Origin of the sequence: Streptomyces sp. NRRL F-5755, assembly GCF_001279365.1 — a bacterium.
Classification (GTDB): domain Bacteria; phylum Actinomycetota; class Actinomycetes; order Streptomycetales; family Streptomycetaceae; genus Streptomyces; species Streptomyces rimosus.
Genome location: NZ_LGCW01000071.1, coordinates 1 through 12,924, shown reverse-complemented (window position 1 = coordinate 12,924; position 12,924 = coordinate 1). Strand labels below are relative to the sequence as shown.

The following is a 12,924-nucleotide window of genomic DNA, read 5'->3' as shown; positions in this document are numbered from 1 at the left end:
CCCGGAAGCTAAGCCTTTCAGCGCCGATGGTACTGCAGGGGGGACCCTGTGGGAGAGTAGGACGCCGCCGAACAATTATTCAGCTCCGGTCCCTGAACCAGAAGGTTCAGGGACCGGAGCTTTTTTATTTGTTCTCCAAACATGGAGAACATGCCCCGCACCGAGTGGTGCGGGGCATGTTGCGTTCAAGGGACGCGGTAGATGGAGCAGGCCGGTGAGCGGGCCGTCAGGACGCTCTCAGCTGCCCATCTCCACGCCTGCGCTACCCACTGCCGTCTGGGCCTGCTACCAGCCCGGACGCCGGCTCCGGCTGCTTTACCGGTCCGTGCGCCCGGACCCAGGCACCCGCATCCGCATCCGCAAGAGACTCAAGAGACGGACGCAAGCAGACAGACGCAAAGAAGCCTGCTGCACACGACCGCGACTACTAGCGCGGACCGTCCACAGCAGGCTTCCTTCAGCCCAGCCCTGGTGCCCTACAACCGACCGGCGGCCTTCAGGGAGAGATACGCGTCCGCCAGGTCAGGGGCGAGACGCGCGGGTGTGGAGTCGATAACCGTGACGCCCTGGCTGCGCAGGCGGTCGGCGCTGCGGCGGCGGGCCGCGCGGGTCTGTTCGGCGGCGGCTGCGGCGTACACGGCCTGGGGCGTGTGCCGGGAAGCGGCCATCTCCTCTATGCGGGGGTCCGCCACCGCGGCGACGACGACCTCGTTGCGCTGGGTGAGGCCGGGGAGCACGGGCAGCAGTCCTTCTTCCACCGGGGCCGTGTCGAGGCCGGTGAAGAGGACGATCAGGGAACGGCGCGGCGTGCTGCGGTGAATCGCCGCGGCCAGCCCGCGGGTGTCCGCCTCGACGAGTTCGGGTTCGAGGGGCGCGAGGGCCTCGGTCAGCGCGGGCAGGAGGTCACCGGCCGCGCGGCCCTGGACGGAGGCCCGTACCCGGCGGTCGTACGCGAGGAGGTCCACGCGGTCGCCGGCACGGGAAGCCAGGGCAGCGAGCAGCAGTGCCGCGTCCATGGAGGCATCCAGCCGCGGCGTGTCGCCGACCCGGCCGGCCGAGGTGCGGCCGGTTTCGAGGGCCAGGAGGATGCGCCGGTCGCGTTCCGGGCGCCAGGTGCGTACCGCCACGGTCTGGCGGCGCGCGGTGGCGCGCCAGTCGATGGAGCGGGTGTCGTCGCCGGGCGTGTAGTCGCGGAGGCTGTCGAATTCGGTGCCCTCGCCGCGCGTCAGGATGCTCGTACGGCCGTCCAGTTCGCGCAGCCGCGCCAGCTTGCCGGGCAGGTGCTTGCGGCTGGTGAAGGGCGGCAGGGCGCGGACGGTCCACGGGACGTGGTGGCTGCCTTGGCGGGCGGCCAGGCCGAGCGGGCCGTAGGAGCGGACCGTGACGCGGACGGCGTGGTGGTCGCCGCGGCGGGTGGGCTGGAGCGCCGTAGTGACGCGGCGGCGCTCGGCGCCGGGGATGCGCAGGCGGTGGCGGGAGGCCGGGGCCTCCGTGCCGGGGCGGAAGGAGCTGGGCGGCCATGCGTCGCGGAGCTGGGCGCGCAGCAGGCGGCGGTCCGGGTTGGTGATGGTCAGGTGCGTCTGTGCTGCCTGGCCCAGTCGAACGGATGTGTCACCGGTTCGGGTGAACTGGAGCTTCCGCACTGGCGCGGCGAGCGCCAGGTCGCACAAAATTGCTAGCAGCAGGGCGAGTTGGACGGTGAGGATGCCGGTCCAGCTGGGCAGCAGGAGGCCGACGAAGAGAGCTCCGAGGGCGGAGATGAGTGCGGTGCGTCCGGTCAGGGCCACGGCTGGTCTCAGCGGGGGACGGGAAGGTGGGCGAGGACGGAGTTGATGACGGAGTCGGCGGTGACGCCTTCCATCTCGGCCTCCGGGCGGAGCTGGACACGGTGCCGGAGGGTGGGCAGGGCAAGGGCCTTCACGTCGTCGGGGATGACGTAGTCGCGGCCGGTGAGCCAGGCCCAGGCCCGTGAGGTGGAGAGCAGGGCGGTGGCGCCTCGGGGAGAGACGCCGAGGGAGAGCGAGGGGGATTCGCGCGTGGCACGGCAGATATCGACGATGTAACCGGTGACCTCGGGGGATACGGCGGTCTTGGCCACCGCGGCCCGGGCCGCTTCGAGATCGGCGGCGCCTGCGACCGGACGCAGGCCGGCTGCGTCGAGGTCGCGCGGGCTGAAGCCCTGAGCGTGCCGGGCCAGGATGTCGATCTCGTCCTGGCGGGCGGGCAGCGGCACCGTCAGCTTGAGCAGGAACCGGTCGAGTTGGGCCTCGGGCAGCGGATAGGTGCCTTCGTACTCGACGGGGTTCTGCGTGGCGGCGACGAGGAACGGCTCGGGCAGGGCGCGAGGCGTCCCGTCGACGGTGACCTGGCGCTCCTCCATGGCTTCGAGCAGGGACGCCTGGGTCTTCGGCGGGGTGCGGTTGATCTCGTCGGCGAGCAGCAGGTTGGTGAAGACCGGGCCGGGCTGGAAGGAGAACTCCGAGCTGCGCGAGTCGTAGACGAGCGAGCCGGTGACATCGCTCGGCATCAGATCGGGGGTGAACTGAACGCGCTTGGTGTCGAGTTCCAGGGTTGCCGAGAGCGCGCGTACGAGCAGGGTCTTGGCAACGCCGGGGACGCCTTCGAGGAGGACGTGACCGCGGCAGAGCAGCGCGACGACCAGGCCGGTGACGGCCGGGTCCTGGCCGACGACGGCCTTGGCGATCTCGGTACGTACGGCCTCCAGGGAGGCTCGGGCGCTGTCAGCTGTCGGGGTGCTCACGGGGGTCGTGCCTCTCTGGGGACAGGATCGAATGTTCCAGGTTGTCGAGCTGGTCGGCCAGGGTGACCAGGGCCTTGTCGTCGGCGGGCGGCGGGCCGAAGAGGAGGGAGTGCAGGGCCGTGCCGGATGCCGCGTCCGCGGGCAGCCGCGCGGCGACGGCCGGAAGGAGGACGTCGGGAGTGTGGGCGTGGGTGGGAGACACGCCGGTGAAGGGTGCGAGCCGGGTGCGGGCGGCGGCCCGTAGGACGGCGGCTGCCCGGTCGCGGGCGCCGGTCTGCTCGTAGAGGCGGGCGTGTCCCTCCGTGGTCTCGGCGGCGGGGACGGTGACCGGCAGGCGCTCGGGGACGAGGGGGCCGAGCCGGCGGGCCCGCCAGACGCCGGCGAGCGCGGCGGCGATCAGAAGCTGGAGCAGCGCCCAGTTCCAGCCGGAGGGGATGAGGTCGAAGAAGCTGCGCCGGCCGTCCTGCGTGGACGAAGGGTCGCTGACGGAGGGGAGGTACCAGACCAGATGCTTGCGCGAACCGAGCAGTTGCAGGGCGAGCGAGGCGTTGCCGCGCTCGGCGAGACGGTGGTTGTAGAGGATGTCGGGGGCGCCGAGCAGCACGGTGTCGCCGCCGGCCTCGGTCGGCAGACGCAGCAGGGTGGCCTTGCCGCTGCTGGGGTAGCAGCGGTCGGCGCCGGTGGCGGAGGTCGAGTAGCGCAGGCCGCCGAGTTCCGCGTCGCCGGCGCTCCTGGCCGCGGGCAGCGCGCAGTTCGGATCGAGCGGACGCACCTCGGCGGGCGCTCCGGCCTCGGTCCCGGGAGCGAAGACGTCCAGTGCGGGCGAGCTGGGGGAGAGCAGGACGGTGCGGCCGGCCGCGCGTCCGGTGGCCCGGTGGAGGGAGCCCAGCTGACCGCGGGTCAGCAGATCGGGGTCGGCGACGAGCACGGTGGTGTCGGGCCCGGCCGCGGCGGCTGCCTCGTCCGTGGTGGTCACGACGCGGGTGTCGACACCGCGGTCGGCGAGGAGCGTGGCGACGGCACCGCTGCCGTAGCGGTCCACCGACCGGGGGTCGAGGCGTCCGTGCTGGTCACCGGAGCGCAGGACCGCGAGACCGACCCCGCCCAGGACGAGGACGAGAAGACCGGCGAGCAGCCCGCGCGAGCGGGTCCACACGCGGCGCCCGGTGGGCGCGAGGGAAGTCGTGGCAGTCGTGGTGGCGCTCATGTGCCGCTCCCGTCGAGGGCGGTCGCGGCGCTGGCCGGCTGGGGCTTGCTGTGCTGCAGATCGGTGTCGAGGCTGCTCAGCAGGGCGTACTCCCGTTCCGTACCGGGACGCCCGCCGTACGTGACGTCGTCGAACGTCCGGGCCGCCGCACGCAGGCGCTCGGCGTGGGCCGGCAGCATCCGGCCCGCCTCCGTCGCGGCCTCGTCGGCGGTACGCCCGGGGCCCGGGGTGAGCAGGGCACGTTCCTCCAAGGCGAGGACGAGGCCCCGCATCCGTTCCTGCACGGCCTCGGTCCAGCGGCTGTCGGCAGAGTGCTGTTCGGCGGCGGCACGGTGTTCCGCGGCCGTACGGGGACGGTCCCCGAAGAGCGCGCCGCCCCCTGACGTGGGGGTACGGCGCAGGGCGCCCAGCCGGAGCCGCAGGGCGACGGCGAGCAGCACGACGACGAGGACGACGGCGATGAGCCCGGCCCAGCCCCCCGGCGTGGCCCCGGCAGCGGCGTTGAAGAGATCGCCGATGCGCTCCCAGAACCAGTTCAAGGCACGCTGGAGCAGGTTCGGGTCGTTCTGGTGGTACCGCGGATCGGAAAGCTCGCGCTCGGCCGCCTCACGGGCGGGCCCACGCGGGATCGTCACCGGTCCGTCATCGCCGGAGCCCGTCATCAGACGGGCGAGCACGGCAGTCCGCCCCCCAACCGTCACCGCATCAGCTTCCCGGTGTGGGGCCGGCGGGGCCCTGGCCGGTGCTGTCCGGCCCGGTGCCGTGCGGGCCGGGAGCCTGCTGCCCGGGGACGTCCGCACCGTAGCCGGGCAGGCCGGCGGCGCGGGCGAGTTCCAGGTCGAGGGCCTCGCGGCGGATCCGCTGGTCCATGTAGAGGAGCGCCGTGACGCCCGCGCTGATGGGGTAGGTGACTGCGGAAGTGATCACGGAACCGATGCCCAGCACGATCAGGAACGTCCAGCTGGTGCCGCCCGTGCCCTCGGTCCACGCCGTCAGGCTCTCGCCGCTGACGAGGACGGCGATGATCGTGGCCGGAATCTGGACGATCATCCCGACGACGGCGATCAGCACGTACGTCAGGAGCTGCACGCCCAGGACCCGCCACCACGCGCCCCGCACCAGCTTGGCCGAGCGCCGCATGGAGGCGATGACGCCCTGCTTCTCCAGCATCAGCGCCGGGGCGGCGAGACTGAAGCGGACCCACAGCCAGACGCCCACGACGACCGCGCCCAGCCCGCCGAGCAGGGTGAGCGGGACACCGACGGCGGCCGGGCCCACCGCGGTGACGATGATGCCGGGCACCATGCCCAGGAGGACGACGACCGAGAAGACCAGGGGCAGCAGGAGCAGCAGCCCGAGCAGCCGCGGCAGCCGGCTCCGGGCGTCCCGCCAGGCTTCGCCCGTCGACACCGAACGTCCCAGGACGGCCCGGCTGACGACGATGGTGAGCAGCGCGGTGACGATGATCGTGCCGAGCAGCCCGATGAGCGAGGTGAGGGCGCTGCCGATGAGGGTGTTGTCGACCGCGTCCAGGGCCTCGCTCAGGGAGGCGTCGGGGTTGTTGTCCAGCGTGGAGAAGTCCCCGGCGCCGCGGAACCAGAGGCCGGTGACGATCGTGTTCGCGGCCTGCGCGACGACCGCCACGACCAGCGAGATGCCGAGGACGGTGCGCCAGTGGGCGCGCATGGTGGAGACCGCGCCGTCGAGGATCTCGCCGACGCCCAGCGGGCGGAGCGGGATCACTCCCGGCTTCGCGGCGGGCGGCGGCGCCCAGGGCGCTCCCCAGCCCGGCCTTCCTCCCCAGCCCGGCTGGCCGCCCCCACCGGGGTGGCCACCCCAGCCGGGCTGCTGCCCGCCCCAGCCGCCTTGGCCGCCGGGCGCGCCCTGCCCGCCGCGGCCGGTGCCGCCGGCGGGCGCGGACCACTGGCCGGCGGGAGGCTGCTCCTTGGACCACTGCGGCGGGACCGAGGAGTCGCCGGACGCACCGGCGCCGGCCGGGCCCGCGGGTTCCGCAGGGCCTGTCGTACCGGTGGAGCCGGTCGGTTCGGCCGGGGTGTCCGCTCCGGCCCGGTCCGCGGCGGGCCGGTCCTGCGCGGTGCGGTCCGGCTCGTCGGAAGGGGAGGATCCGGGCGAGGCCCAGCCCGGAGAGTTGTTCATCGTCGCTCCTTTTTGATTCCCGCCCGTTCGAACGGCCGGGGTCCGACGTCCGCAGTGCCTGTCATCGTGTCATGGCACGGGGGCGCGCGTCCCCGGGCCCTTGTCCGGAGGGGCGCCCTTGCACGGGGGAACCCTTCTGCTCCGCCCGTCGTCGGCGGCAGACTGGGCGGATGGCCGATCGCTACGAGAAGTCCGAGGCGGGCGCCGACGCTCCCGTGGTTCCGTCACTGCGTTGGGAGGAGCTTCCCGAGGGACCCGTACTGGTCCTCCTCGATCAGACACGGCTGCCGACCGAAGAGATCGAACTGGTGTGTACGGACGTTCCGGCGCTGGTGCAGGCGATCCGCACGCTGGCTGTGCGCGGCGCTCCGCTGCTGGGCATCGCCGGGGCGTACGGAGTCGCCCTCGCCGCGGCACGGGGATTCGACGTGGCCGACGCGGCCGACACCCTGGCGCACGCCCGCCCGACGGCGGTCAACCTCGGATACGGCGTGCGCAGGGCCGCCGACGCCTACCGGGCCGCGGTCGAGGGCGGGGCGGACCGCGAACTGGCCGCCGCCGCGGCACTGGCCGAGGCGCGGGCCGTCCACGCGGAGGACGCCGAGGCCAGCACCAAGATGGCCGCGCACGGGCTGGAACTGCTGGGCGAGCTGCTGCCCGGTGGCGGACACCGCATACTCACCCACTGCAACACCGGAGCCCTGGTGTCCGGTGGCGAGGGGACCGCCCTGGCGGTGGCGCTGGCGGCGCACCGGGCCGGCGAGCTGCGGCGGCTGTGGGTCGACGAGACGCGGCCGCTCCTGCAAGGCGCGCGGCTGACCGCGTACGAGGCGGCACGTACGGGCATGCCGTACACACTGCTCGCGGACGGGGCGGCCGGGTCGCTCTTCGCGGCGGGGGAGGTGGATGCCGTACTGATCGGCGCGGACCGGATCACGGCGGACGGCTCGGTCGCCAACAAGGTGGGGAGCTATCCGCTGGCCGTGCTGGCCCGCTACCACCACGTACCGTTCATCGTGGTGGCGCCGACGAGCACGGTGGACCTGGCGACGGCGGACGGTGCGCTCATAGAGGTGGAGCAGCGGCCCGGGCACGAGGTGACGGAAATCGCGGCGCCGTACGTGCCCGGCGCCGGGACGGAGGCCGGCACCGGGGTGCCGGTGGCTCCGCTGGGCGCGCTGGCCTACAACCCGGCCTTCGACGTGACGCCGGCCGATCTTGTGACGGCGATCGTCACGGAGGCCGGAGTGGCCTCGCCGGTCACTCCGGGCGGCCTCGCGGAGCTGTGTTCCACGTCACGATTGGGTAAGTCACGATCAGGTAATGGGATGATGGCCGAATGAAGGGACGCGTCCTGGTCGTCGACGACGACACCGCACTGGCAGAGATGCTCGGCATCGTGCTGCGCGGCGAAGGCTTTGAACCGTCGTTCGTCTCCGACGGGGACAAGGCGCTCGCCGCCTTCCGGGAGACCAAGCCGGACCTCGTGCTGCTCGACCTCATGCTGCCCGGGAGGGACGGCATAGAGGTGTGCCGGCTGATCCGGGCCGAGTCCGGTGTGCCGATCGTCATGCTGACCGCGAAGAGTGACACGGTCGACGTGGTGGTCGGCCTGGAGTCGGGGGCGGACGACTACATCGTCAAGCCGTTCAAGCCCAAGGAGCTGGTGGCCCGCATCCGGGCCCGGCTGCGCCGCTCGGAGGAGCCGGCGCCCGAGCAGCTGGCCATCGGCGATCTCGTCATCGACGTGGCGGGCCACTCGGTCAAGCGCAACGGCCAGTCGATAGCGCTGACGCCGCTGGAGTTCGACCTGCTGGTGGCGCTCGCCCGCAAGCCGTGGCAGGTGTTCACCCGCGAGGTGCTGCTCGAACAGGTCTGGGGCTACCGGCACGCCGCCGACACGCGGCTGGTGAACGTGCACGTGCAGCGGCTGCGCTCCAAGGTCGAGAAGGACCCGGAGCGCCCGGAGATCGTGGTGACGGTGCGCGGCGTCGGCTATAAGGCCGGGCCCAGCTGACATGTCCCGGGACGGTTCGGCCCCGGCGGACGAGCAGGGGCGGACCGTCCGTACGGCAGGTGATATGTCGCTTTTCCGGTGTTTTCGTGCGCGGCTGACCGCGGGGACGAACGGGCAGACCAACGGAACGGCGTCCGGGCAGGGCGCGGAAGGCGAGAAGCCCGAGAAGCCGGAGCGTTCGGAGCGGTCGGAGGACCGCATACGCGCCGCGGGGACGGCTGAGCGTCCCGCAGGTGGCGCGGCACGGTCCGCTGCCCGGCCGGGACGGTCGGAGCGGCCCGGGGACCGGCTCCGGGCGATGCCCGCGCGCCTGCTGTCCGACAGGGCCACCGCCGGCCCGGTCCATCCCATGCTGCGCCTCTTCGGCCGCTGGATACGCCGTCCGCTGCTGCCCGCGCTGCGCCTGTGGCGCCGCAACATCCAGCTCCGCGTGGTCGCCACGACCCTGCTGATGTCGCTGGGCGTGGTGCTGCTGCTCGGCGTCGTGGTCATCGGTCAGGTCCGCAACGGCCTGCTGGAGGCCAAGCGGCAGGCCGCGCAGAGCCAGGCGGCCGGCGGGTTCGCGGTGGCGCAGAAGCTGGCCGACGGCGCCACCGACAGCCGCGGCGACGACCCCGTACGGTCCGGCAACCGCGGCTCGCAGGACTCCGCGACCTGGCTGACCAGCCTGGTCGAACAGCTCGCCAGCGGCGGCCAGGGCGTCTTCTCCGTGGTGGCGCTCAGCTCCGGATCGGCCGTGGAGGAGCCCTTCGGCGACAGCAGCCCGGACACCCGCGGTCCACGCGCCTCCGGAGACGTCGACCCCGAGCGCAGCGTGCCCGCCGAGATGCGCCGGATGCTGGACACCAAGACCGGCACCTTCCGCCAGTCCACGCAGATCAAGCGGGTCGGGTCGGAGGAGGGCGAGCCGGCGATCATCATCGGCAAGCGGCTCAACGACGTGAACAGCAACCCGTACCAGCTGTACTACCTCTTCCCGTTCAGTCAGGAGGAGAAGTCGCTCAGCCTGGTGAAGGGGACCCTGGCGACGGCCGGGGTGTTCGTCGTCGTACTGCTCGGCGCGATCGCCTGGCTGGTGGTCCGGCAGGTCGTCACCCCCGTACGGATGGCCGCGGGCATCTCCGAGCGGCTGGCCGCCGGGCTGCTCCAGGAACGGATGAAGGTCACCGGCGAGGACGACATCGCCCGGCTCGGCGAATCCTTCAACAAGATGGCGCAGAACCTCCAGGTCAAGATCCAGCAGCTGGAGGAGCTGTCCCGGATGCAGCGCCGGTTCGTCTCCGACGTGTCGCACGAGCTGCGGACGCCGCTGACGACCGTACGGATGGCCGCCGACGTCATCCACGACGCGCGCGAGGACTTCGATCCGGTGACCGCGCGCTCCGCCGAGCTGCTGCGCGGGCAGCTCGACCGCTTCGAGTCGCTGCTCGCCGAGCTGCTGGAGATCAGCCGCTTCGACGCCGGCGCCGCCGCCCTGGAGGCCGAGCCGATCGACCTGCGGGACGTGGTGAACCGGGTCCTGGAGGGCGCCGAGCCGCTGGCGGAGCGCAAGGGCACCCGGTTCGTGGTGCGCGGAGCCGAGCGGCCGGTGATCGCGGAGGCAGACGCCCGCCGCGTCGAGCGGGTGCTGCGCAACCTGGTCGTCAACGCGGTGGAGCACGGCGAGGGCCGGGACGTCTTGGTGCGGCTGGCCGCGGTCGGCGGCAAGAACGGCGGCGCGGTGGCCGTCGCCGTACGCGACTACGGCGTGGGCCTGAAGCCGGGAGAGGCGGCGCGCGTCTTCAACCGCTTCTGGCGCGCGGACCCGGCACGGGCCCGTACGACCGGCGGTACGGGGCTGGGCCTGTCGATCGCGGTCGAGGACGCGCGGCTGCACGGCGGCTGGCTGCAGGCGTGGGGCGAGCCGGGCGGCGGCTCGCAGTTCCGGCTGACGCTGCCGCGTACGGCCGGGGAGGCGCTGCGCGGCTCCCCGATACCGCTGGAGCCGGAGGACTCCCGGCGCAACCTGGAGGCGGCCGGCTCGGGGCTGCCGCGCGGCGCGGCGGCGGTGCGGACGGCTACGGCCGCCATCCCGCCGCAGCAGCGGCTGGCGGAACCGTGGCCTCTGGAGCCGCTGACTCCTGCGCAGAGGGCCGCTGAGGTGGGGGCTGGCGCTGCTGATGGGGCTGATGGGGCCCGTGGTGGTGGGGTCCGTACGGATGCCGGTCCGGATGGTGGCGAGGTTTCGCGGAGTGACGAGGCTGATGGTGTCGGGGGTGTGCGGGAGGCTGACGTGCGGGGGAACGGCGTACGCGGAGGCGGCGGAGCCGATGGCGTACGCCGGGATGGCGTACGCGGGCGTGCGGCTGGTGAGGGCGGCGGAGTGTCGGGTGACGGTGCTGGGCGTGGGCTGAGCCGGGAGGCCAGGAACGGAGCGGGCGCGGAGCGGGAGGACGAGGTTCGTGGGCGCTGAGACAGGCCCGGGAGCGGGCGCTGAGGCGCGTGCCGAGGACCATGCCGAGATGCGTGGGGAGTCGCGCGCCGGGGTGCGCGCCGGGGATGTGGTGGCGCGGGCGCGGGGTGGTTCCCGGGGGCGCCTGAGGTTGCGCGGCGGCGCCGGTGGCAAGGGCATGCGCGTACGTACGGGTGCGGTGCTCGGTTGTGGCGCGTTGCTGCTGGCCGGGTGCGCGTCGATGCCCGACAGCGGGGACATGCAGGCGGTCGACCAGTCGCCGCGCGCGGAGGCCGACTCGCAGGTACGCGTCTACGGTGTGCCGCCGCAGGACGGGGCGCAGCCGACCGAGATCGTCAGTGGCTTCCTCGACGCGACGACGAGCGACGAGGTGGATTTCAGTACGGCCGTGCAGTACCTGGCCAAGTCGGCGAAGAAGACGTGGCAGCCGTTCTCGGCGACGCATGTGCTCCAGCAGCGCCCGGCGGCCGAGCCCGTGGGCCAGGCCAACCGTGAGGACCCGAACGGCTACACGATCACGCTGTCCGGCAGTCAGGTCGCCACCGTCGACCGTAATCACGCGTACACCCCGGAGGAGAAGGGGTACAAGCAGACCATCCACCTGACCAAGGAAGACGGGCAGTGGCGCATCGACCGGCTGCCGAACGGGCTGGTGCTCGGGCAGTCCGACTTCCAGCGCATCTACCGGTCCGTCAACAAGTACTACTTCGCCGACTACAAGTCGGAGGCGCAGTCGGCCAAGGCGGGCCACAACGTACTGGTCGCCGACCCCGTCTACCTGCGGCAGCGGATAGACCCGGTCACCGCGAGCGTGGCCGCGCTGCTGGAGGGGCCCACGAACTGGCTGAACCAGGTCACCGCCTCGGCGTTCCCGACGGGCACCACCCTCAAGAGCACCGGTCTGGCGCTCGACGACTCCAACGCGCTGCGGGTGAACCTCAGCAAGCGGGCGGCCGCCGCGGGACCGGCGCAGTGCCGGCGGATGGCGGCGCAGCTGTTCTTCACCGTCCAGGACATCACCCGGGCGTCGAAGATCAGCGAGGTGGAACTGCGGGACGAGCGGGGCGGCCGGCTGTGCGTCCTGACGCAGGAGCGGGCCAACAGCGAGTTCGCGCCGCGCAAGCACGCCGGGCGGACCGCCCAGGAGTACTTCATCGCCGCTGACCAGAAGGTGGTCAGGATGCCGGACACGACCACGGAACCGCAGCCGGTGCCGGGGCCGTTCGGCAGCGGGAAGACCCCGCTGATCTCGATCGCCATCTCGCGCGACGAGGAGACCGCCGCGGGCGTCTCGGCCGACGGCAGGTCGCTGTACGTGGTGCCGCTGGAGTACGGCACCGAACGCGGTCCGGCGTTGCTGAACAGCACTGCCAACAACGGATTCTCCGCACCCAGTTGGGACGGCCTGGGCGATCTGTGGATAGCGGACCGCAGCGACAAGGGATCGCGGCTGCTGCGGCTGCGCGGGGGCAAGGGGACGCCGGACGTGGTGACGGTGCCCGGCCTCGGCGACCGGCGGATCAAGTCGATCAAGGTGGCGTCCGACGGCATCCGGATCGCGGTGCTGGTCGAGGACAAGGGGCGTACGACGCTGCAGCTCGGCCGGGTCGAGCGCGGCGGGACGGCTCAGCACCCGGTGCTGTCGGTGGAGGAACTGCGTCCGGTCGCGCCCCAGTTGGAGGACGTGGTGGCGGCGTCCTGGGCGGGCGGCAGCCGGCTCGTGGTCGTCGGCAGGCAGTCCGGCGGGGTGCAGCAGATGCAGTACATGGAGACCGACGGCTCGGCGTCGAGCGCGCAGACGCTGCCCGGCGTCAACGGGGTGAAGGCGGTGACGGCTTCGGAGGACGAGGCGAGGCCGCTGATCGCCGACGGGGCCGAGGGCATAGTGCGGCTGCCGCAGGACGCGAATTGGAAGACGGTGGCCAAGGATGGGAAGGCGCCGGTTTATCCGGGGTGAGGGAGAGGCTGGCCGGGGGCTGAGGTGCTGTGATGGGCTGGTTCGGGGCTTGGGGTTGAGGGGCGGTTGGTGTTGGTGAGGGCTTGCGGGGTGGGTAACTGACGCTGGGGTGGCGTGGTGCTGAGGTGCGGGTGGGGGTTGATCTGCCCGTGCGGTTTGGGTTGGGGGTGCGGGTGGGGGCCGGTCTGCCCGTACGGCTTGGCTGGGCGTGTGGGTGGGGGCGGCCTGCCCGTATGGCCTGGTCAGCAGCGGTGCGAGTGCACGTCGGGACAACTCCGTCACCCGAGTTATCCACAGGGGGTGGTAGCCCTGCCCGCCCCGCGGGACAGTAGATCCATGCGGGGCGTATGGCGGGAAATCACCGGCCTGGTAC

Annotated in this window: 9 protein-coding genes; 4 read left to right on the top strand and 5 right to left on the bottom strand. The window is 72.7% G+C overall.

The features are described 5' to 3' along the window. Nucleotides 1–476: 476 nt before the first annotated feature. From ADK86_RS10600 to ADK86_RS10580, 5 genes are read right to left on the bottom strand one after another with little or no spacing between them, the layout of a single operon-like run. The gene (locus ADK86_RS10600) at nucleotides 477–1,787 is read right to left on the bottom strand and encodes a DUF58 domain-containing protein (RefSeq protein ID WP_053696342.1); all 1,311 of its coding nucleotides are present in this window, start codon (nucleotides 1,785–1,787) and stop codon (nucleotides 477–479) included. Between the two features lie 8 nt (nucleotides 1,788–1,795). Continuing rightward, nucleotides 1,796–2,761: an AAA family ATPase gene (locus tag ADK86_RS10595; RefSeq protein WP_053696341.1), complete on the bottom strand. Its 966-nt coding sequence runs from the start codon at nucleotides 2,759–2,761 to the stop codon at nucleotides 1,796–1,798. Further along, nucleotides 2,742–3,968: a DUF4350 domain-containing protein gene (locus tag ADK86_RS10590; protein WP_053696340.1), complete on the bottom strand. Its 1,227-nt coding sequence runs from the start codon at nucleotides 3,966–3,968 to the stop codon at nucleotides 2,742–2,744. The genes ADK86_RS10595 and ADK86_RS10590 overlap by 20 nt, the downstream gene beginning before the upstream one ends. After that, nucleotides 3,965–4,630: a DUF4129 domain-containing protein gene (locus ADK86_RS10585; protein ID WP_053696343.1), complete on the bottom strand. Its 666-nt coding sequence runs from the start codon at nucleotides 4,628–4,630 to the stop codon at nucleotides 3,965–3,967. Before ADK86_RS10585 ends, ADK86_RS10590 begins: the two co-directional genes overlap by 4 nt. Before the next feature lie 43 nt (nucleotides 4,631–4,673). Further along, nucleotides 4,674–6,125 carry a DUF7544 domain-containing protein gene (locus tag ADK86_RS10580; RefSeq protein WP_053696339.1) on the bottom strand — a complete coding sequence of 484 codons (1,452 nt, stop codon included), beginning with the start codon at nucleotides 6,123–6,125 and terminating at the stop codon, nucleotides 4,674–4,676. A gap of 170 nt (nucleotides 6,126–6,295) precedes the next feature. On the opposite strand from ADK86_RS10580, the gene mtnA reads away from it, so the two are divergent. The 4 genes from mtnA to ADK86_RS10560 all read left to right on the top strand — a co-directional run bounded on the left by mtnA (nucleotide 6,296) and on the right by ADK86_RS10560 (nucleotide 12,551). Beyond that, nucleotides 6,296–7,468 (top strand): S-methyl-5-thioribose-1-phosphate isomerase, encoded by a 1,173-nt coding sequence (gene mtnA / locus ADK86_RS10575; RefSeq protein WP_053696338.1) that lies wholly within the window; start codon nucleotides 6,296–6,298, stop codon nucleotides 7,466–7,468. Then, entirely contained in the window at nucleotides 7,465–8,142 is a 678-nt protein-coding gene (gene mtrA / locus ADK86_RS10570; protein ID WP_003982195.1) for a two-component system response regulator MtrA, read from the top strand. The genes mtnA and mtrA overlap by 4 nt, the downstream gene beginning before the upstream one ends. Nucleotides 8,143–8,440: 298 nt before the next feature. Beyond that, entirely contained in the window at nucleotides 8,441–10,594 is a 2,154-nt protein-coding gene (gene mtrB / locus ADK86_RS10565) for an MtrAB system histidine kinase MtrB (protein WP_053696337.1), read from the top strand. Nucleotides 10,595–10,643: 49 nt separating this feature from the next. Then, entirely contained in the window at nucleotides 10,644–12,551 is a 1,908-nt protein-coding gene (locus tag ADK86_RS10560) for an LpqB family beta-propeller domain-containing protein (RefSeq protein WP_078951980.1), read from the top strand. Nucleotides 12,552–12,924 lie beyond the last annotated feature (373 nt).